Below are 25,296 nucleotides of genomic sequence, written 5' to 3'. Positions count from 1 at the left end.
GACCTGCCGCCGCCGCTCGCGGTGGTCCGCCCCGATTGGGTGGACAACAACGGCCACATGAACATGGGCTTCTACGATGGTCGTGTTCGACATCGCGACCGACCAGCTCTGGCCGAAGCTCGGCCTCGGCGCGCCCTTCCGCGAGCGCGGCCTGGCCACCTTCGCCGCCGAGGCCTGGGTGAACTATGTGCGGGAAGCGCATGAGGGCATGCCGCTCTCCTGCACCAACGAGGTGCTGGGCCACGACGACAAGCGCCTGCTGGCGACCCACCGGATGTACCATGCGACCGAGGGCTGGCTCGCCGCCGAGAACGAGGTGCTCTACCTCTGCGTCGATCTCGGCGTCCGCCGGGTGACGCGCTGGCCGGAGGACGTGCTGGCGCGCTTCGCCGCGCTCGGCACGGGGCGGCCAGGGCGGCGGCTGGCGCTGAAGCGACGGGATGGGTAGCAGTCGCGCGAGGATGCGCGCTTTGGTTTGAAGTCCACGGCTGCCGACCCCAGAGTCCGGTTAGGACGGGTGCGGGTCGCTGGGCCCGCGACCTGACCGTCGGGACCCGACAGCGCAGGGCAGGGATGACGAGCAACCTCGATATCTGCGCCAGGATCAGCTGCCCGGAATGCCGTGCCACCGGCACCGCATTCTGGCGGAAGGACGCGATGCGCGGCCAGGGCCGGGAGCTGCTTGGCCTGACCCGAGGCTTCGTCCGGCGCCCGGGCGACCACCGGGCCGATCCCTGCATCCATTGCGCCGCCTGCCACGTGCCGGCCGCGGAAGGCCCTTTCCTGGCGGCCTGTTCCGAGGCCTGAGGGCGGGCCGGCCTCAGCCCGGCGGCAGCTCGCCGATCTGCCGCCGCAGCGCCGCCACATCCTCGTGCCGCGGCTTGGCGGTGCCGGGCTGCATCACCGCCGCGGCGCCGCAGGCCATGCCCCAGGCGAAGGCCTCGCGCGGGCTCTCGCCCTGCGCCAGCTTCCAGACCATCGCCGCCAGGAAGCTGTCCCCGGCGCCGACCGCGCCCAGCACCGGCACGTCCAGCGCGCGCAGCCGCAGGATGCCGCCGGGCTCGGCCAGCAGCGCGCCCTCATGCCCCAGGGAGACGGCGCAGAGCGCCGCGCCACCCTCCCGGACCAGGGCCAGCGCCGCCTCGTTCAGGGCCCGCGGCGTGCCGAGCGGGCGGCCGACCATCGTCTCGAATTCGCCGCGGCTCGGCTTGATCAGCGCGAGCCCATGGCCGAGCGCCGCCTTGAGCGGCGGGCCGGAGGTGTCGAGCACCAGGTGCCGGCCCTGGCGCGCCGCGAGCGCGGCGACGCGGACATAGACATCGTCCGGCACGCCGCGCGGCAGGCTGCCGCTGGCGACGATCCAATCGCCCGGCTCGGCTTCCAGCGCCGCGAGCGCGGCGCCCCATTCGGCCGCCGAGACTTCCGGCCCCTCCGGCACGAAGCGGAATTCGTTGCGGGTCGAAAGGTCGTTGACCGTGTGGCACATGCGGGTGCTGCCGGCGATCGGGATACTGTGGCGGGGGACGCCATCCGCTTCCAGCAGCTGCTCCAGCAGGGCGCCGGCCAGCCCGCCGGCCAGGATGATGGCCAGGGTCTCGGCGCCGAGCTCGTGCAGCACGCGCGAGACATTGACCCCGCCGCCGCCGGCGTCGAAGCGCTCGTTCCGCGTGCGCGTCTTGCGGACGGCGCGGATCATCTCCGCGTCGGCCGAGATGTCGAGGCTGGGATTGAGGGTGAGGGTGACGATGCGGGAGGCCATGCGCCCCGACGCTACAGCGGATCGCGGCGCGACGTGAACGCAATCCGCCGTCGCATCTTCATGCCGCGGCGGACCAGGCAGCCTGCGACGCCAGGCCGCGAACAGGCTCCGCGCCGCGGTGCCGGCGGATCAATCGTCGCCGTGCTTGGTGACGCGCATGACGATGGCCAGCTTCATCACGGCACAGGAGGCAAGCCGCGCCCGCGGCCCCTCCGCCCGGCTGGTGAGCGCGATCGGCACCCGGGCGCCGACCACGACGCCGGCGCTCTCGGCCCCCGCCAGGTACTGCAACTGCTTGGCCGAGCATGTTGCCCGAGGTCGAGATCGGGCACCAGCAGGATGTCGGGATCGCCGGCGACCGGGCTTGCCAGGTGCTTCGACCGCGCCGCCTCCAGGCTTATGGCATTGTCGAAGGCCAGCGGCCCGTCGACGATGCCGCCCTCGATCTGGCCGCGATCCGCCATCTTCGACAGGGCCGCGGCGTCGAGCGTCGCCGGCTGCTTCGCGGTAACGATCTCAACCGCCGCCAGCACCGCCAGCTTGGGCCGCTCGATCCCCAGCGCGCGGCAGAGGTCGATGGCGTTGCGTGCGATATCCGCCTTGGTCTCCAGGTCCGGCTCGATGTTGATCGCCGCGTCGGTGACCACCAGCGGCTTGTGGTAGCGCGGCACGTCGAGGATGAAGCAATGGCTGATGCGCCGCTCGGTCCGCAGCCCTCCTCGCGCGCGACGACCGCGGCCAGCATCTCGTCGCTGTGCAGGCTGCCCTTCAGCAGCGCCCCGGCGCGGCCCTCCTGCACCAGCGCGACGGCGCGCTCGGCCGCGGCATGGCTGTGCGGGACGTCCTCGATCGCCGCGCCGGCCAGGTCGATGCCGCCGGCCGTGGCGGCAGCGCGGATCCTGGCGGCCGGCCCGACGAGGATGGGCAGGATCAGCCCGGCTGCGGCCGCTTCCATCGCGCCTTCGAGGCTGGCGGCATCCACCGGGTGCACCACCGCGCAGGGCAGGGCAGGCCCGGCGGCCACCGCCCGGGCGATCAGCCGGGCCAGCTTGTCGTCCGAGGCCGTGTCATGGTGCGGTGCGTCATTCATCGCGCCTGCCTACCGCGAAGCGGCGGGCGGGCGCTGGACCCGTCTGATCCCGTAGAACAGCGCCACGCCCTTCAGCATGCCTTCCAGGTCGCTGCGCAGCGCAGTGGGGGAGAAGAACTGGCCGAGCGGGCACATAGGGGACCTCCGCGAAGGCTACCTGCTGCATCTCCTGGCCGATACGCGCCTGCGTGGCCTCGTCCGGCGCATCGAACCAGGCGTTCCGCAGCTCCTCCAGTCGCGGGATGCTCGGCCAGCCGAAGATGGCGCCCTTGCCATGGCCGCGGATCAGGTTGTTGGCGGCCGGGTTCACCTGGGCGCTGCCCGCGGTGTAGCTGACCATCATGTTCCAGCCGCCGGCCGGCACCGGGTCCTGCTTCCAGGATGCGCTGGGTCACCGTCCCCCAGTCGGTCGAGACGTAATCGAGGTTCACCCCGCCGCGGCGCAGGAAGTCGCCGCAGACCTCGCTCATGGCATTGATGACCGGGAAGTCGGTGGCGGCCAGAAGGTTGACCCGCTCGTCCTGTAGCCCGCCTCGGCCAGGGCCCGCTTCATGCCGGCGCTGTCGAGCGGGTTGCGCAGGGCATCCATCCCTACATCGCTGGCCATGACCGAGCCCGGGGCGAAGAAGCCGTAGGGCGTCTTCCAGTAGGTCCGATCGTCGCCGGCGGCCGCCGTCATGGCGTCCACCTGGTTGGTGCCGCGCAGGATGGCGCGGCGGATCGCGGGGTTGTCGAAGGGCGGATGCAGGCAGTTGAAGCGGAGGAAGCCGATCGAGCCGTTCGGGTCGAGGATGTCGATCTTCACCCCGCGCGTCCGCTTCAGCGGCCCGACCAGGTCGATTGCCGGCTGCTCCCACCAGTCCACCTCGCCACGCTGCAGCGCGGCGCTGGCGGTCGCGCCATCGGGGATGGTGAGCCATTCGACGCGGTCGAGATGCACGACCTTGCCGCCCGAGAGGTAGCTCGGCGCCTCCTGCCGCGGCACGTAGTCCGGGTTGCGCTCGTAGACGTTGCGGCTGCCGGCGACGCGCTCGGCGGCGACATAGCGGAAGGGGCCGCTGCCGATGACCTCCGGCACCGCCTGGGAGGAGGGCAGGGAGGCGTGCCGCTCCGGCATCATGGCGCAGAGATGGGTGCCGACCTTGGCCATGGAATCCGCCAGCAGCGGAAAGGGCTTCTTCAGCCGGAAGACGATGCGGCTGTCATCCGGCGCGGTCAGCTCCTCGGTCTGCGCGATCAGCGCCTGGCCGAAGGCGTCGCGCGTCGCCCAGCGCTTGATCGAGGCGACGCAGTCGCCGCGCCAGCACCGGGCTGCCGTCGTGGAATTTCAGCCCCGGCCGCAGGGTGATGGTGGCGCGCCTGCCGTCCTCCTCGAAGACCGGCATGGCGGCGGCCATCTGCGGCCGGGCTTTGAGTTCGGCGTCCCAGCCATAGAGCGTGTCGTAGACCAGCAGCGCGTGGTTGCGGGTGACGAAGGCGACGGAGTGGATCGGGTCCAGCAGCGCCAGGTCGGCCTGCGGCACGAAGCGCAGGATGCGGCGGCCGGGCGCAGTCTGCGCGGCGGCAAGGCGGGGGCGGCGAGCGCGATCCCCCCGATGGTGGTGCCCAGGGTGGCGAGCACGTCGCGGCGGCGCATGGCGCATCCCTTCCGGTTGCGTGGCCCGCAATGCTGCGGTGCGGAAGCGGCGGCGGTCAAGCCGGTGATGCGGCAAGCACAGTCCGGCCGGATCCCCCAGGCAGCAGCGCCAGGTAGGGCGCCGCAAATGCCCGCTCTCCCTCACCTGTGTCGGTCGAATACGAAGACGCCCTGGCAGTAACGGCCATTCCCCGAACTGGGGATCACAGCAGTCCGTAACACCGTCTGGCGATCGTCCCGGGTGGAACATGCATGGTGTGTTCAGGAGCGAACGGCGCCCCGCCGCAGTTCAATCCTTTCAGTGCGGATTGAGGCGTCCGAGCGTTCACGCTCGCCCCACCTGCTCTAGCCGTCCTCGCGCGGTGCCCCGGCGTCCAGCGCCTCGTCCGCGCTGACCTGCAGGCTGGCTGTCACCCGCAGCCCGGCCTTGGCGCGGCGCCGCCCGATGACCGCGAAGCGCGCCCCGAAGCGGGCCTTGAGCGCCGCGGCCGCCGCCTCGACCGCAGCGGCGTCGCCGGCCTCCAACACCAGGCGCACGCCGCTGGTGCCGCCGAGCGCGAGGCGCGGCGTGGCCTGCGGCGCGGCGGCTTGAGGCGGCATCAGGGTCAGCGGGGGCGGGGGCTTGCGGCGGGACATCGGGGTCGCCGGTTGTGGGCGCTGTGCGGCGCGGCATGCAAGCCCCAGGGGTGGCCGAGAGCCGCCAGGGCGTTATCCCCAGGCTTCGGGACAAGCCTGGGGACAGGCTGTGAGGAAGGACCCGCAAAGCCGCAGCGAACAAGGCGGGTTCCTCAGGCGTTCCCATTCGACTCGTTTCCCGAACGGATTGCCGCTGGACAGCGGCCTGGCGGCCACGCGGTCGACGGCCCGGCGCAGGACGTATCAAACGGTTTCAGCGGGTTGCGGAGGTGCCTGGCGCGGTTCGTGCCCGGTGCTGGAAATATCGCGCGCCGCGGCGGGAGAGAGCGCCGCGGGACCGACTGCGGTTACCCACAGCGCCGGGGGCAAGCCTGGGGGCAGGCCCGGGACTTGCTGTGCAAACACCTGAAAAGATTGGGCCTGTTCGGGCCGTTGCTGGACCGTCAGGATGCGTGCGGGTTGCAACGCCACAGTCAGGCAAACCTTGCAAATCTGAATATTTTCCTATACGACGTCGCCATGCGGACACGTCCCGTGCTGCGCTCCGACCGCTTCCGGATCGCTGACTGCCAACGAGGAACGGGTATTTGTCCGAAACCCGCGGCGGTGGTCTGCCACCGCGCGCGCGCCTCGGCTCAGTCCTTGTAGTCGGGTTCCTTGCGGTCGAGGATCCGCTTCAGCGCGGCGAAATGCCATTCGGCATTCGACTTGTCGCCATAGCGCGGCGCCTTGCCGCTGAACTGGGCCACGGTCTCCTGCACCACCTGGTCCGGCAGATAGGCCAGCGGCTTGCCGGTCCACATGGCATAGAGCTGCACCTGCGCGACCCGCTCGACGTAGTAGAGCCGGTCATAAGCCTCGGCGACGCTGCGGCCGACGGTCGCCACGCCGTGGTTCGCCATCATCAGCACCGTCTTGTCGCCGAGGATCCGGGCCAGCCGCTCGCCTTCCTGTTCCTCGAAGGCCGGGCCGGCATAGTGCATGTCGTAGGCGGTGTGAATCATGGTGCCGACCTCGGTCTGGCCGATCGGCAGGATCCGCGGGTCCTCCAGCCGCGACAGGGCGGAGGCGAAGGGCATGTGGGTGTGGAACACCGCGGCGGCCTTGGGGGCCAGCCGGTGGATCGGCGCATGGATCGCGTAGCAGGACCGCTCGATATGGCCCTCGCCGGCCAGCAGCCTGCCGTCGTAGCCGACCTCCATGAAGGTGGAGGCGCAGACTTCGGACCAATGGGTGCCGAAGGGGATCTGGTAGTAGCTGTCGTCGGTGCCGGGCACCCGCAGGGTGAAGTGGTTGAAGATTCCCTCATGGAAGCCGTGCATCACCGCCAGCCGGTGCGCGGCGGCCAGGTCGATGCGGGCCTGCCAGCGCTGGTCGGCGAGGGAAAGCTCGGCGGATTGGTGGGTCTCGAGCGGCATGGTGGACGTTTCTCCTGGGCTCCACCGGGGATGCTAGACCTGCTTCGTCCCCGCTGTCCCACCCCGGATCATGGCGCCGGGCCGCAGCGTCGGCACCCGGACCGCCAGGGAGCGAAGCCGCGGCAGGCGCAGCAGCAGCAGGCCGAAGGCGGTCGCCGCGCTTACCGCCCAGCCGATCCTTTCCCAGCGGGTCGGCCGAATGGTCACCGTGATGTCCACGGCCGGATGGTCGGGGGCCAGTTCCAGGAAGCCCTCCAGGGTCGGCCGCAACGGCACCGGCCCCAACAGGTCGGCGGCCTGCCAGGCGGGGAAGAAGAATTGCGGCAGCGCCACCGGCCCATCGGCCCACGGCAGGCGGAAGCCGCCGGGGATGCGCGCGGCGCCCTGCGGCAGGGTCGGCCGCGGCCAGGGGTCCGGATGCCCGGCGATGATCGCCACCCAGCCGGCAGCCGCTGCCTCGGCCGGCACATGTTCCCAGGAGTAAGCCCCGGAATAGTTCCGCGCGAAGTCCAGCCGCTGCGCCGCCGGCAGGAATTTCGGCCAGGCCGGGTGGCCGAGTGCCACAACCCCGGCGAGGAAGGCCGGCGGCAGCAGCGCGAGGCCAAGGCCGGCTGCCAGCAGGGCGCGCGGCCGCGGCCGCGCGGCGCAGGCCAGGGCGGCGATGCCGGCGACGGCCGTGCCGAGCAGCGCGGTGCTGCGCCAGGGATGCTCCACCGCGGTCAGTTGCGGCAGGGTCAGCCAGAGCGGCAGGGTCAGGACGCAGCTCAGCGCCAGGCTGCCGAGCAGCAGCACCGCCAGCGCCCGCGGCAGGCCGGGCGCGCGCAGCTGCGGCCAGGGCGCGGCGTCCCGCAGCAGGGCAAGGCCGAGCCCCGCGGCCAGCAGCATCGCGCCCCAGATGACCAGCAGCTTGCCCTCCGGCCGGCTGAAGAACAGCAGGTTGTCGGTCCAGGAATCGTTGAACAGGCTGGCCGCATTGGCGTGTTCCAGCAGTCCCAGCGCCGGCAGGAGGAAGGCCCCCGCCACGCCGGCACCGAGGCCACCCGCCACCAGACAGCGCAGCAGCGCCCGCCGCCCGCCGAGCCCCCAGGCATAGAGCAGCCCGAGATGCGCGGCGAGGCAGCAGACCGGCAGGTTGGTCAGCGCCAGCGCGGCATAGGCCAGCGCCGCCCCCGCCAGGCCCTGCGCACGATGGCCCTCGGCCAGCCGGTCGAGCGCCAGCAGCAGCAGCGGCAGCAGGGCGATCGCCGCGGTCTCGCTATAGGCGAAGCGTAGCCAGGGATCGACCAGCGCGGCATAGGGCAGCAGCGCGGCGAAGGCGGCGCCGGCCAGGGCCGGACCCGCCGGCACGTGCCGGCGCAACCACAGGAAGCCTGTGCCCACCGCCAGCAGCCGCCAGAGCCCCATGGCGAGGCCGAGCGTCGGCGCGGGGCCAAGGCCTGTGACCCGGCCGAGCGCGGCAGCAGCCCAATGCGCCAGTGGCGGATAGGAATAGTAGGTGGTGCCGCCCAGGCCGTGATCTGTGTCCATCAGCCAGCGCGGCCAGAACACGCCCTCTGCCCAGGACGCCGAGAGCATCTGCAGGGCCAGGAGGGCGAAGTCGGCGTCGCGGCCGAGATAGGTGCCCGGGACCGGGACGCCGAGGAGGGCGAAAGGGCCGCCAGCCCTGCCACGAGTGCCAGCAGCACCAGCCCGATCAGTAACATCATATCGGCAATTCGCTCTCCTGCCGCTTCAATCTTAGCGCGAGCAGGAAATCGGTTCGCACACGGCACGGCGAGGCGAGCTTCACGGTTCGGAGCGCGAACTTAACGAATGCGGGGCGGCGGGCGCTCAGCCGGGAAAGAGTCGTTCCCGCGCCTCGGCGATCACCCGCAGCGCGTCGGGCGTCAGGTCATAGGTCGGCAGCTCCTCCGGGGCCGCCCAGGCGACTGCGGCGACGTCGTCGCCCGGCCGCGCCTCGCCAGCGGTCCAGCGGCCGCAGTAATCGATGATCGTGTAGTGCCAGCGCACCGCGCCGGCCTCGTCGCGGCTGATGGAATCGAAGACCGCGGCCAGCTCCAGCGGGCCGACCTCGATCCCGGTCTCCTCCAGCAGCTCGCGCCGTGCCGCCGCCTCGGCGCGCTCGCCGATCTCCTGCGCGCCGCCGGGCAGGGACCAGCTGCCCTGGCGCGGCGGCTTGCCGCGCCGCACCAGCAGCACGCGCTCGGCGCCGCGGTCGCGCCCGGCGCCGTCGAAGGCGACGACGCCGATGCCGACCCAGGGCCGGTCCGGGTATTCCCGGCTCACGGCTTCGGCGCGGCCGGGGGCGCGACTTGCGGAGCGGCGTCCTGGGGCTTCAGGTCGGCGGCAAGCGGGGCGAAGGCCTTCAGCTTCCAGACGCCTACCTGGAAGGCCCAGGGGTCCAGCGGCCGTTCAGCCGCTGCGCTTCCTCGCCGCCTTCGGCACGCAACCGGATCCAGACATTGCCGTCGTCCAGCGAGGGGGCGACATGGATGGCCAGCCCATCGGCCAGGTCGAAGCGGCTCTCGCCCTGCGGCTTGCCGGGCAGGTCCGCGGCCGGCCGGACCTCCAGGAAGGTGAGGTATTCGAAGGCACGGGCGATCTCGTCCAGCACGACCTCATCCGCCGGTGGCGCGTCCGCCGGCTGGTCGACATGCAGCCGCGGCGCGCCATCGGCCCGGGACAGCACCAGGGGCGGCTCGCCGCTGCGACGGATATCGACCCGCCGGATGCGCTCGGCGGCCAGGTTGGCGATATCGCGGTCGAGCCAGAGCTGCGGGTCGGCATCGACGGCCAGCCGACCTTCGGCCAGCCACGCCTGGCTCTCGCCGGGGCGGCGGACATAGATGCTCTCGGGCGCATTGCCCTGGGTGCGGACCCGGCGGCGGCCGAGGATCAGCTCCGCCAGGGGCGCGCCCTTGCCGTCCAGCACCCGCAGCAGCAGCGCGGTGCTGCCGGGCCGGTCGGGATCGTCGACGCCGAGCCGCGCATGCTGGCCGGGATCGGCGGTCCGGGCCTCGGCCAGGCGAAGCTCGGTCAGGCCGACGAGCATCTCCCGCAGTTTCTCTGCACGGACGGGATAGCCGCCCTTGGCCGGCAGGCCCCAGACGTCGTCCTGGCGGGTCAGCACCAGGGTGCCATCCGCCTTCCGGATCTCGATCCGCTCCGCTGCCTGCAGCCGCTCGGCCAGGCCGGGGAAGGCGAGGCCGCCGGGCGCGATGTCCGGCTGGTCGATCCCGCGCGGCGTCAGCAGCACCGCGGCGCCGACCGAGATGGCGGCGGCACCGCCGAGGAGGAGCAGGCTGCGGCGGTTCATGCTGGGTGCCCTCCGCTCAGGCCCGCGCCGCGGCGCGGCGGCGGCTGCGCACCACGGCGAGGCCGATGGCGAAGGCGGTCAGCAGCGCCGGGACGAGGGCGATGTTGGCGACCCGCAGCGTGGTCTCCAGCCCCTCGATGTCGCGGCGGAGCTCGAGCTGCACGGCGCGGAGCTGGCGGCGGGTGGCGATGATCTCCTCCCGCGCCCGGTCGATCTCGGCGCGCTGCTCCGGGGTGATCACCGCGGCCTGGTTCTGGTTGCGCTCGGCGCCGGGTGCGGCGGGCGTGCCCTGGCGCAGCTCCCGCAGCCGCTTCTCGGTCTCCTCCAGCTTTTGGGTGAGCTGGCGCTCCGTCTGCCGGTACTCGGCATCGGCGTTGCGGCGAATATCCTCGACCAGCTCGAAGGGCCTGAGGCTCTCACCGCGCGAGCGGAGCGAGATCAACGCATCGGAGCCCGACAGGGTATCCGCCAGGTTGGCCAGGAAGGGACCGTTGCCGCTGAAGGGCGTGGCGACCTGCTGGCCGAAGAAATCCTGTACCCGGACCCAGAAGCGGTCCTCGAGGATGTCGCTGTCGTTGACGACGACGATATTGGCCGCACCCTCGCTGCGGGCGCGATGCGCGGGGAAGTCGTCGGGCCGCGGTTGGCCCTCGGCCGCTGGCGGCGGGCCGCCGGGGAAGGCCGAGGCCAGCTCTCCGCGGATCCGCGCGGCCAGGACGTGGCGGGTGTTGCCGCTGCGGAAATCGGCGAGCAGGCGGACCGGGTTGGGCTCCTGCCGCACGCGCGCGGCGTCCACCAGCATGCTTTGCGCCGAGCTGGTCAGCAACGGGGTGAACTCGACCGCCGCGCCGTCCTTCTTGCGTACTTCGCCGGCCGAGGCGACGGTGATCTGGTCGAGCTGGGCGAGCGAGACATCGTCGTGGTTCAGGCTGTCGCCCTGCAGGTTGTACCAGGCGACATAATCCACCGCCTGCACCCTGTCGCCCGGATTGGCGCGCACCCGCCAGGCGCCGCGCAGGTCAAGCACGACCTTGTCGGACGGCGCCTCGACACCCCAGGCATTCAGCAGCCGGTCAAGCGAAGAGGCGGTGTCGGTGGGCGGCTGGCCGCCCGGGCCCGGCTTGCTCGCCTGGCTCTCGCTATGCGGGTCGACCAGGACCATCAGCTTGCCACCGCGCATGACGAACTGGTCGATCGCGTATTGCGCAGCCTCCGTCAGGTGCTGCGGATGAGCGAGGAGGAGGACCTGCACCTCGGGCTCGATCACCTGCGCGTCGAGCGCAACGTCCTTCACGGTGAAGAACTGCCGCAGCTGGGTCATCGCCACGGCGGGCTGCCCGAGCGCGGGCTGGCGCAGCATCATCGCCCGCGGGTCGCCGTTCAGCGGAAGCGCCGTCATCACCCCGATCACCGGCCGGGTCGGGTTGGAGAGGTCGTAGACCAGCCGGGTCAGGTCATATTCGAGGAAGCGCTCGCGGTCCGGCTGGAAGAAGCCGATCGAGCGCTCGTCGTCGACGAGGTTGGTGCCGGAAAGGCCGAAATAGACCTGCTCGCCCGATTGGTCGACCGGAACGCCTTGCAGGCCGAGCGCCATGGCGCGGTCCTCGAGCTCGGAGAAGGGCTCGGGGTCCAGCACCTCGAGCTTCACCTTGCCGTTCGACAGGCTCGCATATTCCGACAGCATCTCCCGGACGCGGTCGGCATAGGCGCCATAGACCGGGATCGCGGCGCCGAGCCGGCGTGAATAGAAGAGCCGGAGGGTGATCGGGTCCTTCAGCCCGGCCAGCACCTGCTTCGTGCCGTCCGACAGCGTGTAAAGATGCTGCTCCGTCAGGTCGACACGGGCGCGTGGCAGCAGACGGTCGGCCAGCATGTTGACGCCGACGGCGAGCACCGCGGCGGCGAGCAGGCCGAGGGCGGAGGACCAGAGGCGGCGGGCGCCCCGGGGAGGAGTCGCGCTCATGCGTCAGTCCGCCTTCCGGTGGTCGAGCACCACCGCATTCACGAACAGGAAGAAGCCGATGAAGGAACCGAAGAAGACGAGGTCCCGCGCCGCGACCACGCCGCGGGTGAAGCCGGTGAAGCGGTCAGTGATCGACAGCGCGCGGGCCACCTCGGCCAGCACCGGCAGGCGCTGGGTCAGGAACTCGGTCACCACCGGGCTGCCGGCGGCGGCGAAGACGAAGCAGAGCGCGACCGCGAGGACAAAGGCGACGACCTGGTTCTTGGTCAGCGCCGAGACCGCGGCGCCGAGCGCGAGATAGGCGCCGGCGACCATCAGACATCCGACATAGCCGGCAAGGATGACGCCATTGTCGGGATCGCCGAGGATGTTCACGGTGATCCAGAGCGGGAAGGTCAAAGCGAGCGCGATGCCGCAGAAGGCCCAGGCTGCGAGATACTTGCCGACCACCGCCTGCCACTGCGGCAGCGGCAGGGTGAGCAGCAGCTCGATCGTGCCGAGCCGGCGTTCCTCCGCCCAGAGCCGCATGGTCAGCGCCGGCACCAGGAACAGGAAAAGCCAGGGCACGAAAGAGAAGAAGGGCTGCAGGTCGGCCTGGCCGCGGCCGAAGAAGTTGCCCAGCGTGAAGGTCAGCGCGCCGGCCAGCACAAGGAAGATGACGATGAAGACATAGGCGACAGGCGTGGCGAAATAGCCGGCCAGCTCGCGCCGGGCGACGGTCAGGGCAGGGGGCATCAGGCGGCCTCCGCCGGCGCGCCGAGGGTCAGGCTGCGGAAGACCTGCTCCAGAGTCCGGCCCTGGCGTTCGAGCACGGAGGGCGCGGCATCGACCACGACCTTGCCGCGGGCGATGATGATGGCGCGGGTGCAGACGGCGCCGACCTCCTCCAGGATATGCGTGCTGATGACGATGGCCTTCTCGGGCGCCATGCGGCGGATCAGCTCGCGCACCTCGTGCTTCTGGTTGGGGTCGAGCCCGTCGGTCGGCTCGTCCAGCACCAGCACCGGCGGGTCGTGCAGCAGCGCCTGGGCCAGGCCGACGCGGCGCTTGAAGCCCTTGGACAGGGTTTCGATCGGTTGCAGGCGGACGCCTTCAAGTTGCGTCAGGTGCATGGCGTGGTCGACGCGGTCGGCCAGTTCCGACCCGCGGAAGCCGCGGATGCGGCCGGTGAAGGCGAGGAAGCCGGTGACGCTCATCTCCGGATAGGTCGGCGCGCCTTCCGGCAGGAAGCCGAGGCTGCGCTTCGCCGCGACCGGCTGCGCCACGACATCGGCGCCGCAGATGCGGGCAGTGCCCGAGGTCGGCGGCATGAAGCCGGCCAGCATGCGCATGGTGGTAGACTTGCCGGCGCCATTGGGCCCAAGGAAGCCGAGCACCTCCCCGCGCGCGACCGAGAAGGTCACGTCGTCCACTGCGGTGAAGCCTGCGAAGCGTTTGGTCAGGCGCTCGATCTCGATCAGCGCAGCCAATGCCGATTCCCCCATGCCGACCTGGACAGACCCGCCGATGTACAAGCCTGACAGGGCTTTGCAAGGTGGCGCCAGCCCCCGGCTTGCAACGCTGTGTATCTGGGCGGTCCGCTCAGCCCGCCCGCAGCGTCCCCATCGCCGCGTCGCGGCCGAACAGCCGCAGCAGGACCTGCGCCGCCTGGCCGCGCGGCCCGGTCAGCAGCGGATCCTTCTCAAGCAGCAGGGCGGCGTCGCGGTTGGCCATCAGGATCAGCCCCTCCTGCGCCTCGGCCTCGGTCAGCCCGAGCCTGAAGACCGGCAGCCCGGATTGCCGTGTCCCGAGCGCCTCGCCGCCGCCGCGCAGGCGGAAATCGGCATCGGCAATGACGAAGCCGTCCTCGGTGTCGCGCAGGATCAGCAGCCGCTCGCGCGAGGTCGTCCCCAGCGCCTCGTCGTAGAGCAGCATGCAGTAGCTGGCCGCGGCGCCGCGGCCGACCCGGCCGCGTAGCTGGTGCAGCTGGGCCAGGCCGAAGCGGTCCGCATGCTCCACCACCATCACGGTGGCCTCCGGCACGTCGACGCCGACCTCGATCACCGTGGTCGCCACCAGGATGCGGGTGCGGCCGGCGGCGAAATCCTGGATCGCCCGCTCCCGCACCTCCGGGTCCATCTGGCCATGCGCCAGGCCGACCTGGCCGGGGAAGCGGGCCGAGAGCTCGGCGAAGCGGGTCTCGGCGGCGGCGAAGTCGATGGTGTCGCTCTCCTCGACCAGCGGGCAGACCCAGTAGACCCGGGCGCCGCGGTCGAGCGCCCGGCCGAGCCCGGCCACCACCTGGTCCAGCTGCCGCAGCCCGTGCAGGGTGGTGGTGATCGGCTGCCGCCCGGCCGGCTTGCCGGTCAGGCGCGAGACCGACATCTCCCCCACTGGGTCAGCAGCAGGGTGCGGGGATCGGCGTCGCGGTCATCACCAGCATGTCGGCGCTGTCGCCCTTCTCGGCCAGCATCAGCCGCTGGGCGACGCCGAAGCGGTGCTGCTCGTCCACCACCGCCAGGCCGAGGTCGCGGAATCCACCCCTTCCTGGAACAGGGCATGGGTGCCGACCACGATGCTCACCGCGCCGCTGGCCAGGCCCGCCAGCACCCGGCGGCGCTGGGCCCCCTTCACGCTGCCGGCCAGCAGCTCCACCCGGATGCCGGCCGGGGTGCAGAGCCGGGACAGGGTGCGGATGTGCTGCCGCGCCAGGAGCTCGGTCGGCGCCATCAGCGCGCCCTGGGCGCCAGCTTCCACAGCTCGCAGCAGGGCCAGCACCGCGACCAGGGTCTTGCCGGCGCCCACATCGCCCTGCAGCAGGCGCAGCATGCGGTGCGGCGCGGCCAGGTCGGCATCGATCTCGGCCAGGGCATGCGCCTGGGACGGGGTGAGGGGGTGGCCGAAGGCGGCCAGGGCCTGGTAGCGCAGCCGCCCGTCCCCGGCCAAAGCGCGGCCGGCCCGCAGCCGCACCCGGCGGCGGACCAGGGCCAATGCGAGCTGCCCGGCCAGCGCCTCGTCATAGGCCAGGCGGGTGCGGGTCGGCGACGGCGGCGCCACCACCGGTTGCTGCACCGCCCGCAGCGCCGCGACGAAGCCGGGCCAGCCCTCCCGCCGCAGCAGGGCGGCGTCCTGCCATTCCGGCAGGTCGGGCAGCCGGTCCAGCGCCGCCGTCATGGCCTTGGCCACATGCGACAGGCGGAGGTCCTTCACCAGCGGCCAGACCGGCTCCAGCTCCGGCAGTCCCTCCGGCCCGGTGGCCGAGAGGGGGTTGATCATCGAATAGGTGCCGGCCTCGACCTTCACCTTGCCGGCGAAGAGCCGTTCCGTCCCCGGCGGCAGCAGCTTCTGCAGCCAGCCGAGGTTTCCGTTGATGTAGCGGATCAGCAGCCGCTTGCCGCCCGACTCCGCGCGAACCTCGACATAGGGGCGGCCGAGCTTGGAGCGGGCGGCGCGGAAGGCGGTAACGAGCGCCGGCAGGATCACCTCGGCATCGAGCGGCGCCTCGGCCGGGCTGTCCACCCGGATGCGCTGGGCATAGCGCTCCGGCAGGTGGAACAGCAGGTCGAGCACCCGCTCGCCCCCCACTGCCTCCTTCAGCCGGCGGCCAATCGCCGGCCCGACCCCGGGCAGGTCGGCCAAGGGGGCGAAGACCGGCGCCAGCCGGGGATCGGCCTGCTTATCCTCGGTCACGCGCAACTTCCGCGGTGTATGCTGCGTCGGGCTGACAGGATTCCCATGCGCGCCTATATGCCAGCCCCCGTGCTCAGTGACGACATGCCCCCCGATACAGACATCCTCGATCCCCGCCGCCGCCGCCTGGTCTTCCGCGCGCATCATCGCGGCACCAAGGAGGCCGACCTGATGATAGGCCGCTTCGTGGCCACCAATATCGCCAGCTTCACCCCGGCCGAGCTGGACGAGCTCGAGGCGGTGCTGGAATACCCGGATGTTGACCTGGCCGACTGGCTGAGCGGCCGCCGGCCCATCCCGCCGGAATGCCGGACGCCGATGCTGGACCGCATGGCGGTCGAATGCGCCGACAGCGGCGCCGGCCTGCCCGCGGAACTGCGGCCGCGATGAGCGAGGTGCAGGACCGGACCCAAGGCCTGCTGGTGCATGGCGCGCCGGAGGGCTTCGACGCGCTGCTGCTGGCCCGCCGCCGGGCGGAAACCGAGGCGCCGGTCCTGCATGTCTGCCGCGACGATGCCCGCACCGCCCGCATGGTCGAGGCGATCGGCTTCTTCGCCCCGGATGTCGAGGTGCTGCGCTTCCCGGCCTGGGACTGCCTGCCCTATGACCGGGTCTCCCCCAACCCGGAGATCGTGGCCGAGCGCGTCTCCACCCTGACCCGGCTGCTCGAGCCCGGCACCCGGCCGCGGATCGTCGTGACGACCGTGAACGCCCTGGTGCAGAAGGTGCCGCCGCGCGAGGTTTTCCTCGGCGCCACCATGCTGCTCCGCAAGGGCGGCCGGGTGCGGCCGGAGGCGCTGACCGCCTTCCTCGAGGCCAACGGCTATGGCCGCACCGGCACGGTGATGGAGCCGGGCGAATACGCGGTCCGCGGCGGCATCATCGACCTCTATCCCTCGGGCGAGCCGGACCCGGTGCGGCTGGACCTCTTCGGCGACGAGATAGAGAGCCTCAGACGCTTCGACACCGGCACCCAGCGCAGCGGCGAGGCGCTGGCCGAGCTCTGGCTGCGGCCGGTCGGGGAGGTCTTCCTCGACGAAGCCTCGATCGCCCGCTTCCGCACTGCCTATCGCGAGCTCTTCGGCAATGCCGCGGCGGAGGACCCGCTCTACGTCTCGGTCAGCGCTGGGCGGAAGCATCCGGGCATGGAGCACTGGGCCGGGCTGTTCCATGAGCGGATGGAGACCCTGCTCGACTACCTCCCCGGTGCCTCGGTCAGCCTCGACCACCAGGCGGAGGACGTGCTGACGGCGCGGCTCGAGATGGTGGAGGACCACTACCAGGCCCGGCGCGTCCCGGTCCGCACCTCGGAGGGCGAGGTGCCCTACCGGCCGGCGCCGCCCGGCGGGCTGTACCTGACGCGCGCCGGCTGGGACCGCATGCTGGCCGGCGGGCCGCTGTTCCGCTTCTCCCCTTCGGCCAGCCGGACGGCGCCGAGGGGATCGAGGCCGGGGGCGACCGGGGCGGCTCTTCACCGAGGCCCGCGCCGCCGGGCAGAACGTCTTCACCGCCTATGCCGAGCATGCCCAGGCGATGGTCGGGCAGGGCAGGCGGCCGGTGGTCGCCGCCTGGACCCGCGGTTCGCGCGAGCGGCTGGCAAACCTGCTGCGGGAGAACGGCGTCGCGGCGCAGCCGGTGGACGACGTCTCCGGCATTGCCGGCCTGCCGAAGGGCGTCGTCGCGCTGGCGGTGCTCGGGCTGGAACGCGGCTTCCTGGCGCCGGCCAGCGCCACCGGCACGAAGTTTGGGCTCTCGGTCGTCGGCGAGCAGGACCTGCTGGGCGAGCGCATCGCCCGGCCGCCGCGCCGCCGCAAGCGGGCCGACCAGTTCATCGCCGATGCGACGGGCATCGAGCAGGGCGACCTGGTGGTGCACCAGGACCACGGCATCGGCCGCTACGACGGCCTCGAGACGCTGCAGGTCAGCGGCGCGGCGCATGACTGCCTCAGGCTGATCTACGACGGCGGCGACAAGCTGTTTCTCCCGGTCGAGAATATCGAGGTGCTGTCGCGCTTCGGCTCGGAGGGCCAAGGCGTCGCGCTCGACAAGCTCGGCGGGTCGTCCTGGCAGTCGCGCAAGGCCCGCGCCAAGCAGCGCATCCAGGACATGGCCGGCCAGCTCATCCGCATCGCCGCCGAGCGGGCGACGCGGGAGGGCACGCTGGCGACCCCGCCGGAGGGCGTCTGGGACGAGTTCTGCAGCCGCTTCCCCTTCGCCGAGACCGAGGACCAGCAGCGCGCCATCGCCGACGTGCTGGAGGATCTGGCGGCCGGAAGGCCGATGGACCGGCTGGTCTGCGGCGATGTCGGCTTCGGCAAGACCGAGGTCGCGCTGCGCGCCGCCTTCGTCGTGGCGATGTCGGGGGCGCAGGTCGCGGTGGTGGTGCCGACCACGCTGCTCGCCCGCCAGCATACCCGCACCTTCACCGCCCGGTTCGCCGGGATGCCCGTCACCGTGGCCCAGCTGTCGCGGATGGTGACGGCCAAGGACGCGGCGAAGGTGCGGGAGGGGCTGAAGGACGGCTCGATCAACATCGTCGTCGGCACCCATGCGCTGCTGGCCAAGGGCGTCGAGTTCGCCGACCTCGGCCTGGTCATCGTCGACGAGGAGCAGCATTTCGGCGTCGCCCACAAGGAGCGGCTGAAGGCGCTGAAGACCGACGTCCACGTCCTGACCCTGACCGCGACGCCGATCCCGCGCACCCTGCAGCTGGCGCTGACCGGCGTCCGCGAGATGAGCATCATCGCCACGCCGCCGGTCGACCGGCTTGCGGTGCGGACCTTCATCATGCCCTGGGACGGCGTGGTGCTGCGGGAGGCGATCCAGCGCGAGCGATTCCGCGGCGGCCAGGTCTTCTGCGTCGTCCCCCGCCTCGAGGACATGGAGAAGGTCTCGGCCCGGCTGCGCGAGATCGTGCCCGATGCCCGCATCGTCGAGGCGCATGGCCAGCTCGCGCCGACCCACCTTGAGAAGGTGATGACCGAGTTCGGTGACGGCAAGCACGACATCCTGCTGTCCACCAACATCGTCGAGTCGGGCCTCGACATGCCGGCGGTGAACACGCTGATCATCCACCGTGCCGACATGTTCGGCCTGGCCCAGCTCTACCAGCTGCGCGGGCGGGTCGGCCGCGGCAAGCAGCGCGGCTACGCCTACCTGACCTGGCCGGCCAGCCACCGGCTGAGTGCTGCGGCGCAGAAGCGGCTGGAGGTGATGCAGACGCTCGACAACCTCGGCGCCGGCTTCACCCTGGCCAGCCACGACCTCGACATCCGCGGCGCCGGCAACCTGCTGGGCGACGAGCAGTCCGGCCATATCCGCGAGGTCGGCATCGAGCTGTACCAGCAGATGCTGGAGGATGCGGTCAACGAGATCAAATCCGGCCAGCACGGCAAGAAGAAGTCCGAGGCCGACTATGCCGGTGCATGGACGCCGAACATCAACCTCGGCCTGCCGGTGCTGATCCCGGAGGACTATGTCCGCGACCTGCCGGTCCGGCTCGGCCTCTATCGCCGCATCGGCGCGCTGCAGACCGAGGCGGAGATCGACGCCATGGCGGCCGAGCTGGCTGACCGCTTCGGCCCGTTGCCGGCCGAGGTCGAGAACCTGCTGCAGGTGGTCGCCATCAAGGCGCCCTGCCGCGGCGCCGGGGTGGAGAAGGTGGATGCCGGGCCGAAGGGCGTGGTGCTGAGCTTCTTCCGGAACCAGTTCCGCAACCCGGGCGGGCTGGTCAACTGGGTGGCGGCGCAGAAGGGCTTGGTGAAGCTGCGCCCGGACCACAAGCTCGCCCTGCTGCGGGAGATGGAGCTGCCGCAGCGGGTGCGGGTGGCCAAGGACCTGCTGGTGGCGCTGGTGAAGGTGGCAGGGCCGGCGAAGGCAGCCTGATTTTCGCTCACAGGTCGTTTATTCCGGCCTGTGTTCGTCTTGCACTAGCGGCGCGGCGCCGGCCGGCGGCATTCCCCGGGCATGTCCGCTGACCTGCCAGCCGCCCGCCGCACCGATCTCGACCTGCTCCGCATCCTGGTCTGCGGCGCGGTCATCCTCGCCCATGCCCTGCTGATCTTCGCCGCCGAGCCGCGCTACCACGTCAAGAGCGCGGCGCCCTGGGGGCTGGCGACGGTTGCCTATGAGGCGATGCGGATCGCCACCCTGGCCATCTTCTTCACCCTGGCCGGCTGGTCGGCCGTGGCCTCGCTGCGGCGGCGGCCGGCCGGGCGCTATGTACGGGACCGGTTGGCTCGCGTCCTGCTGCCGCTGGTCGCCGGCATCCTGCTGCTGGGTCCTGTGATCAAGTGGATCGAGCTGGGGCAGGGCCGCGACCTGCGGATTGGCGGCTTCCGGCTGGTGGCGCCGCCCAATTACGGCTTCCTCGAATTTCTGCCGCGCTACCTCACCCGGCTGAACCTGATGACTTGGTCGCATCTTTGGTTCCTGGCCTACCTGTTCCTGATCTCGCTGGCGCTGCTGCCGCTGCTGCGCTGGCTGGCGCGGCGGGTGCCGGCGGAGGCGATGCCGGGCCGGGCCTGGGGCTACGCGCCAGCCCTGCTGCTGGCGGGGCTGGTGGCGGGGACGGGGGCTATTGGCCTTTCCTGCCGAACCTGACGCAGGACTGGGCCAACCTGCTGTATTTCGCCACTCTCTTCGCGCTCGGCGGGGTGCTGGCGGCCTGGCCGGGGCTGGAAGCGCGGCTGCGGGCCGAGGCGCCGGGGTTGCTGGCGCTGGGCCTGGCCGGGCTGGCGCTGGTAGTCTGGTGCGGGCCTTCGGTCGCCGGGCGGATCGGTGTCGGGCTCTGTGCTTGGGGGCGACCGGGGCGGCGCTGGGCTATGCCGGGCGGCACCCGCCGCGGGAGGGCAAGGCCATGGCTTGGCTTGGGGAGGCGACGATGCCGGTCTACGTGCTGCACCATGTACCGGTGCTGGCGCTCGGCCTGCTGGTGCTGCCGCTGGGCTGGGCGGCGCCGGTGGCGGTGCTGGTGATCGCGGCAGGAGCCACGGTGGTGTCGCTACTGGCGTATCGTTGGCTGGTCTGGCCGTGGCGGGTACCGCGGCTGCTGGTGGGGATGGGGAGCGCCAGGCAATGATTTACGTGCTTCGCTTGGACGAAGCTAGGATAGCCGCTCCGGTGAACTGATCTTCAATGAACGCGGAAAGAAGATGCCATCTATTGGCCCTGAAGCCCAAGCCGATGTTGTAACACTTCTTTTCGACGCCGAAGCCGGCGCCAGGAATGGTGGGCCAGTCCAGGCCGCACCTATCCTTTGTGCGGCTTGCCTGCTTACATTAACGGATGAGGAGCAGCAGGCAAGATACTGGGAGTGTTTCAGGCATCTTTCATGCGCCTACCTCATGCAGAGTCATGACGCCACGGACGGATCGGCTGCCGTCGCTGAGTTTCTCGGCAAGGCGTCGTATTCCGATATCGCTCATTTCAGACGAAATGATCCACATTTGTGGAATGTTCGCCTGCACATAGTCATGATCGATGGTCAGTGGCTTGTCTGTGACGGGCGGTACGATGGAATTTTGTTTATTTTAGGAAATAAAAATGGAGATCTGAAAACAACCGGAGGACATGTTGGTGAAGGCTCAACGAAATCGAAAACAGTTGCTGAGATAATCGCCGATATAGAGGCGGGCTTTCACGCGCGTGCCTCGGGACGCACACCGGTCGTCAGGATGTTGCTCAGCAACGCTCGTCCCTTGGATCAAAGCGCCACGATATCCCAAATAGGCCAAGCGCTTGAGGTGATTCAGCCCCATCAAAATCTGCGCCTGTATCAGCATAAGACGACGGCGTTCTTCGATCCTGCCATCTTCCCTGCCATCAAAAGGCGACAGTCCGTTATCTTCTACATGGGTCGAGAGGCCGACCCACGTGCGGAAGCGCTTCGCCTCGGGGAATCCGTGGCCGAAGCGTTCTACCTACCCGATCCGTCCCGGGCCGCTGCCCACAAGACATCACTTTTCCTGAAAGAATACATCGCACCAGTCGTGGGTCCGAAACTCCACGACCGGGATCCTGCGACGGTCAAGATATTCGTGTCTCTTGAATTCGAGAAGCGAGTTTGGATCGAGCAGGTTGATGCCTTCTTGCAGCTTTTCAAAAAGCTACAGAACGCCAACCTGAGATTATGCGTGGCCGTCAATGGCATGACCGGAACGATATTCGAATCATTGACAAGAGAAATGATGGATTACTACGAACCGATTGTAGAGCGCGAAAAAAGGTGATTGGATATTGGCAGGCTGAGCTTGGTCCGACGGCGCGCATCACGCACCTGTCCGGCTTCGACTTGGCCCGTAAGGTGGCAGCGATCCGCAACTATGATTTCTTTGCAGCCCCGGGTGGAACAGCGGCGTTTATCGGCTTCCTTGCGGACATCCCGGGGGTCTTCTACAGCCATCCGGGCCTTGAAGACCATTTCACCCACCAGTTGGCGATGTTTCCTTCCGCAAAATCGATTTCTCGTGGTGTCGCCAGGGCGGCAGCCTCGGTCGCTGGAGAGTTTGCTTACGACTGGGCCGGCATCGGCGGCGAATCGTACAGCATCCCTGTGGATGATTTCGTGCGGGAGGCGCTAATCCATTATAGGAGTTTTGGAAAGGGTGGAGGTGGGACCTAGGGGGACACCGCTAATATTCCACCAGTGCCACGTCCAGCAGCCGCTCCAGCACCTCCGGCTCCTGCGCCCCGGCAATCGCGTGCCGCCCCGCCACCACGAAGCAGGGCACGCCATTGATCCCCAGCCGGTGCGCCCGGAGGTTGTCGGCATGCACCGCCTCCACCTCCGCCACCGTAGCCAGGAATCGGCGCGCTGCCGGCGCCTCCAACCCCAGCCGGCCGGCGATCGACGCGAGCACCGCGGCATCGCCGATATCGGCGCCCTCCATGAAATAGGCTTCGAACACCGCCTCCACCATGGCATCGGCCAAGCCGAACCGCCCGGCCCAGCGGACAAGCCGGTGGGCATCCAACGAATGCGGCACACGGCGGATGCGGTCGAAGCGGAAGTCCAGCCCCTCCGCCCGGCCGAGTTCGGCGATGGTGCCGTGCAGGCGGCGGGCGCGTTCCTCGCCACCGAATTTCCGCACCAGGTATTCCTGCCGCGGCACCCCTGCGGCGCGAGGTCCGGGTTCAGCAGGAAGGGCCGCCAGATCAGCTCCGCCGCCACGTCCGGTCGACTTCGCAGCATCCGTCGCAGCCGCCGGATGCCGAGAAAGCACCAGGGGCAGACCAGGTCGAAGACGACCTCGATCGGCAGGCGGGCACGGGGCGGGGCAAGGATGTTCACGCGCCTATCCTAGCCTGCGGCGGGCGCCTTCGGCCAAGCGTCTTACGGCAGCCGCCCGAGCGCCTCCGCGATGATCCCCGGCATGCCGGCCGTGACCATCGCCTCGTCCGGTCCGTCCGCGGCAACCCCGATGAAGTACCAGGGATGGCCCAGGTCGTCCCAGCTCTCCAGCCGAAACGGCCGGCCGAACAGGTCGAACAGCCGGTAGCCGAGCCCGTTGAAGAAGCTGAAATACTCGTAGCGATCATAGCCATAGGCGCGGGCTGCCTCCTGCCGCGATCTCAAAGACGATCACCGGGTGCGCCCGCGCCAGGGCCGCCTCGGCGCCCTGCAGGGCCCGGAACTCGCCGCCTTCCAGGTCGAGCTTGATGAAGCGCCAGGGATGCACGGCACCCTCCAGCAGCCCATCCAGCCGGACGGTGCGGACCACCAGCTTCTCCTCGTCGGGCTGGAAGGGGTAGTCGCGCGCCTGCAGGCCGCTGTAGCCGTCGGCATTGCGGATCCAGTGGAACTCCGCCTGGCCCTCGCAATCCGACAACGCGACCTGCTTGAGCTCCAACTGCGGCAGCCCGCGTTCGGCGGCGCCGGCGCGCAGCGCTTCGGCCAGTACCGGGATCGGCTCGATCGCCAGCAGCCGCCCGGTCGGGCCGACCCGGGCCGCCATCGGGTAGCTGTGCAGCCCGTGATCTGCCCCGGCATCGACCGCCAGGTCACCCGGCCGCAGCACCGCGCTGTAGAGTCCGGCGATGATGTCCTCGAACAGGTTGTGGCTTTCCTGCAGCGCGAACAGCCGCGCCGTCTCGATGGCCTCGGTCGCCGAGAGGCGGACCGGCGGCAGCGGCGGCCGCGCCAAAGCAGCGGCGGGGGCAGGGGCGCGGCGGCGGCCGACGGAGGCCACCGCATCCCGGCCGGGATCCCTGGGCCGGGCTTGCGGAGCAGGAAGTAGGCGTCATCCTCGCGGTCCGTCATGTCGAAGCCGAGCGCGCTCAGCCCTTCAGCCAGTGCCGCGCGATCGATGTCGACCGGCGGGTACCAGGCACGGAAGGTCTCGGCCGCCTGCACCACGAAGCCGGCGGCCTCGGCCATGGCGACGACATCGGCCGGGGCGTACTCGCGCACATGCGGCGGGTAGTTGAAGGCGTGCCGGCGGCGCAGCAGATGACCGATCGATCTGACCGAGGTGATGTTGGGCGTGGTCAGCACCAGGCTGCCGCCCGGGCGCAAAATCCGGAAGCTTTCGCGCAGCAGGTTGGTGGCGCCGGTCTGCAGGAAGGTCCAGACCTCGCCCGGGGAGGAACCTGGGGCATGCGCGTCGTTCAGGTGCTGCAGCACCTCGAGGGCGAGGATCGCGTCGGCCGATTCATCGAGCGCGGCATAGGGGAAGCGCAGGTCGCTCTCGATGGTGCGGAGCAGGACGCCACGCCGCTGGTCGAGGAAGCTGCCGAGGGCCGAGGCGGCGCCGAGCTCGATCACCTCCTGCGCTGGCATCAGCGCTGCAGCGGCCCGCTTCCAGGTCTCGAGGTAGCGGCGCCGGTGAGTATCCAGGTCGTCGCTGGCAGGCTCGCTGCGCCAGCCAGGGCTCCAGCTCGGCAATGCCCGGATCGGTGGCGCGATGCGCCGCCTCGGCCAGGATGCGGCCCAGCACGCTGCGCAGCGCGACCTCGGCCGAGGAGTCGGCCGGGACGGCGATGGCGTACCAGGGGATATCCGTGCGGTCCCAATCGGCGCGGCCGAAGGACCGACCAAAGAGGTCGAGCACCCGGTAGCCGAGCCCGGCGAAGAAGCCGAAGAAGCTGGCGGCATCGTAGCCATAGGCCGCCGCCGCGGCGGCACGGGCATTCTGCAACACCAGCACCGGGCGGTGTGCCGCGATGGCGGCGGCGGCGCCACGCAGCGCCGGCAGCTTGCCGCCCTGCAGGTCGAGCTTGGCAAAACGCCAACGCCGGGTCTCGCCGGCCAGCAAGGCGTCGATGGTGGTGCAGGTGACCGGGGTAAGGGCGGTGTCCGGCTCGACCGGGTAGCTGCGGGGCTGCAGGCCGCTATAGGCATCGGCATTCCGCACCCAGTGGAAGCCCGCCTCGCCCGGCGCGGCGGCCAGGGCGACGGCGCGCACCGCAAGCTGCGGCAGGCTGCGCCGCTCGGCCTCGATCCCCAGCCTCTCGGCCAGCCAGGCGATCGGCTCGCAGGCCAGGACGCGCCCCTCGGCGCCGACCGCGGCGGCCATGGCGAAGGAATTGCGCCCGCGCCCGGCACCGCCGTCGATGGCGATGTCGCCTGGCTCCAGCAAGCTGCGGCTCAGACGGAGGATGATGTCCTCATAGGCCTCGGCATGGCCGAGAAGCGCGGCGAGGTTCGGGGATAACGGCTCCATGCCCCAGCTTGTCCCATCGGCTACGGCAGGCGGCATCGCACGGAGGGTCGACACGCTGCTCGCTTGGCGCGCCGAGCGGTAGCAGAAACCCCGGCGGAGGGCGAATCCGCGTCAGCCTACCCGACCCTGGGTGGGCCGGGAACACGA

20 protein-coding genes and 5 pseudogenes are annotated in these 25,296 nt (G+C 70.6%); 8 read left to right on the top strand and 17 right to left on the bottom strand.

The features are described from left to right. Nucleotides 1-82: 82 nt before the first annotated feature. Nucleotides 83-448: an acyl-CoA thioesterase gene (locus ACQ86J_RS00480; protein WP_431269587.1), complete on the top strand. Its 366-nt coding sequence runs from the start codon at nt 83-85 to the stop codon at nt 446-448. Between the two features lie 125 nt (nt 449-573). Continuing rightward, the gene (locus tag ACQ86J_RS00475; protein ID WP_431269586.1) at nt 574-807 is read left to right on the top strand and encodes a hypothetical protein; all 234 of its coding nucleotides are present in this window, start codon (nt 574-576) and stop codon (nt 805-807) included. A gap of 13 nt (nt 808-820) precedes the next feature. Here ACQ86J_RS00475 and ACQ86J_RS00470 read toward each other — a convergent pair whose 3' ends face one another. From ACQ86J_RS00470 to recG, 12 genes and pseudogenes are all read right to left on the bottom strand, one after another. After that, nucleotides 821-1,759 (bottom strand): 1-phosphofructokinase family hexose kinase, encoded by a 939-nt coding sequence (locus ACQ86J_RS00470; RefSeq protein ID WP_431269585.1) that lies wholly within the window; start codon nt 1,757-1,759, stop codon nt 821-823. A gap of 176 nt (nt 1,760-1,935) precedes the next feature. Continuing rightward, the gene (locus tag ACQ86J_RS00465) at nt 1,936-2,430 is read right to left on the bottom strand and encodes a phosphate acyltransferase (RefSeq protein WP_431269584.1); all 495 of its coding nucleotides are present in this window, start codon (nt 2,428-2,430) and stop codon (nt 1,936-1,938) included. A gap of 428 nt (nt 2,431-2,858) precedes the next feature. Beyond that, a pseudogene (locus ACQ86J_RS00460) lies at nt 2,859-4,485 on the bottom strand (ABC transporter substrate-binding protein). 345 nt (nt 4,486-4,830) lie between these two features. Beyond that, complete coding sequence (locus tag ACQ86J_RS00455; RefSeq protein WP_431269583.1) at nt 4,831-5,085, bottom strand: hypothetical protein; 255 nt, start codon at nt 5,083-5,085, stop codon at nt 4,831-4,833. A gap of 671 nt (nt 5,086-5,756) precedes the next feature. Beyond that, complete coding sequence (locus ACQ86J_RS00450; RefSeq protein WP_431269582.1) at nt 5,757-6,539, bottom strand: class II aldolase/adducin family protein; 783 nt, start codon at nt 6,537-6,539, stop codon at nt 5,757-5,759. Between the two features lie 33 nt (nt 6,540-6,572). Beyond that, a complete protein-coding gene (locus ACQ86J_RS00445) occupies nt 6,573-8,066 on the bottom strand; it encodes a hypothetical protein (protein WP_431269581.1) in 1,494 nt (497 codons plus the stop codon). Nucleotides 8,067-8,369: 303 nt separating this feature from the next. Next, on the bottom strand, nt 8,370-8,825 hold the full coding sequence (locus ACQ86J_RS00440; RefSeq protein ID WP_431269580.1) for an NUDIX domain-containing protein: 456 nt from the start codon (nt 8,823-8,825) through the stop codon (nt 8,370-8,372). A 94-nt stretch (nt 8,826-8,919) separates the two neighbouring features. Further along, entirely contained in the window at nt 8,920-9,855 is a 936-nt protein-coding gene (locus ACQ86J_RS00435) for a DUF4340 domain-containing protein (protein ID WP_431269579.1), read from the bottom strand. Between the two features lie 16 nt (nt 9,856-9,871). Next, nucleotides 9,872-11,818, bottom strand: coding sequence for a Gldg family protein (locus tag ACQ86J_RS00430; RefSeq protein ID WP_431269578.1), 1,947 nt, complete (start codon nt 11,816-11,818; stop codon nt 9,872-9,874). Nucleotides 11,819-11,821: 3 nt separating this feature from the next. Beyond that, nucleotides 11,822-12,553 carry an ABC transporter permease gene (locus ACQ86J_RS00425; protein WP_431269577.1) on the bottom strand — a complete coding sequence of 244 codons (732 nt, stop codon included), beginning with the start codon at nt 12,551-12,553 and terminating at the stop codon, nt 11,822-11,824. Next, nucleotides 12,553-13,287, bottom strand: a complete 735-nt coding sequence (locus ACQ86J_RS00420) for an ABC transporter ATP-binding protein (RefSeq protein WP_431269576.1) — start codon at nt 13,285-13,287, stop codon at nt 12,553-12,555. Before ACQ86J_RS00420 ends, ACQ86J_RS00425 begins: the two co-directional genes overlap by 1 nt. Before the next feature lie 112 nt (nt 13,288-13,399). Beyond that, nucleotides 13,400-15,493: pseudogene (recG, locus tag ACQ86J_RS00415) on the bottom strand (ATP-dependent DNA helicase RecG). Between the two features lie 78 nt (nt 15,494-15,571). Here recG and ACQ86J_RS00410 point away from each other — a divergent pair. The 6 genes and pseudogenes from ACQ86J_RS00410 (at nt 15,572) to ACQ86J_RS00385 (ending at nt 22,109) form a co-directional block, all read left to right on the top strand. Then, the gene (locus ACQ86J_RS00410; protein ID WP_431269575.1) at nt 15,572-15,877 is read left to right on the top strand and encodes a succinate dehydrogenase assembly factor 2; all 306 of its coding nucleotides are present in this window, start codon (nt 15,572-15,574) and stop codon (nt 15,875-15,877) included. Next, nucleotides 15,874-19,372 (top strand): annotated as a pseudogene (mfd, locus tag ACQ86J_RS00405) (transcription-repair coupling factor). The gene ACQ86J_RS00410 and the pseudogene mfd overlap by 4 nt, the downstream one beginning before the upstream one ends. Before the next feature lie 81 nt (nt 19,373-19,453). Further along, nucleotides 19,454-20,089, top strand: a complete 636-nt coding sequence (locus tag ACQ86J_RS00400; RefSeq protein WP_431269574.1) for an acyltransferase family protein — start codon at nt 19,454-19,456, stop codon at nt 20,087-20,089. A 193-nt stretch (nt 20,090-20,282) separates the two neighbouring features. Further along, on the top strand, nt 20,283-20,567 hold the full coding sequence (locus ACQ86J_RS00395; RefSeq protein ID WP_431269573.1) for a hypothetical protein: 285 nt from the start codon (nt 20,283-20,285) through the stop codon (nt 20,565-20,567). A gap of 73 nt (nt 20,568-20,640) precedes the next feature. Next, nucleotides 20,641-21,717: a hypothetical protein gene (locus tag ACQ86J_RS00390; protein WP_431269572.1), complete on the top strand. Its 1,077-nt coding sequence runs from the start codon at nt 20,641-20,643 to the stop codon at nt 21,715-21,717. Further along, nucleotides 21,714-22,109: a hypothetical protein gene (locus ACQ86J_RS00385; RefSeq protein ID WP_431269571.1), complete on the top strand. Its 396-nt coding sequence runs from the start codon at nt 21,714-21,716 to the stop codon at nt 22,107-22,109. Before ACQ86J_RS00390 ends, ACQ86J_RS00385 begins: the two co-directional genes overlap by 4 nt. A gap of 10 nt (nt 22,110-22,119) precedes the next feature. Here ACQ86J_RS00385 and ACQ86J_RS00380 read toward each other — a convergent pair. The 5 genes and pseudogenes from ACQ86J_RS00380 to ACQ86J_RS00360 all read right to left on the bottom strand — a co-directional run bounded on the left by ACQ86J_RS00380 (nt 22,120) and on the right by ACQ86J_RS00360 (nt 25,149). Then, a pseudogene (locus tag ACQ86J_RS00380) lies at nt 22,120-22,778 on the bottom strand (DsbA family oxidoreductase). A 42-nt stretch (nt 22,779-22,820) separates the two neighbouring features. Beyond that, nucleotides 22,821-23,063 (bottom strand): hypothetical protein, encoded by a 243-nt coding sequence (locus ACQ86J_RS00375; RefSeq protein ID WP_431269570.1) that lies wholly within the window; start codon nt 23,061-23,063, stop codon nt 22,821-22,823. Further along, a complete protein-coding gene (locus ACQ86J_RS00370; protein ID WP_431269569.1) occupies nt 23,023-23,676 on the bottom strand; it encodes an FkbM family methyltransferase in 654 nt (217 codons plus the stop codon). The genes ACQ86J_RS00375 and ACQ86J_RS00370 overlap by 41 nt, the downstream gene beginning before the upstream one ends. A gap of 218 nt (nt 23,677-23,894) precedes the next feature. Then, a pseudogene (locus ACQ86J_RS00365) lies at nt 23,895-24,251 on the bottom strand (hypothetical protein); the annotation flags it as partial. Further along, a complete protein-coding gene (locus ACQ86J_RS00360; RefSeq protein WP_431269568.1) occupies nt 24,139-25,149 on the bottom strand; it encodes an FkbM family methyltransferase in 1,011 nt (336 codons plus the stop codon). The gene ACQ86J_RS00360 and the pseudogene ACQ86J_RS00365, both read right to left, overlap by 113 nt. Between the last annotated feature and the right edge of the window lie 147 nt (nt 25,150-25,296).

The sequence above is a fragment of the Dankookia sp. P2 genome (genome assembly GCF_050632255.1).
Taxonomy (GTDB): Bacteria; Pseudomonadota; Alphaproteobacteria; order Acetobacterales; family Acetobacteraceae; genus Paracraurococcus.
Note: the sequence above shows the minus strand (reverse complement) of the source record. Positions and strands in the feature narration are given on the sequence as shown.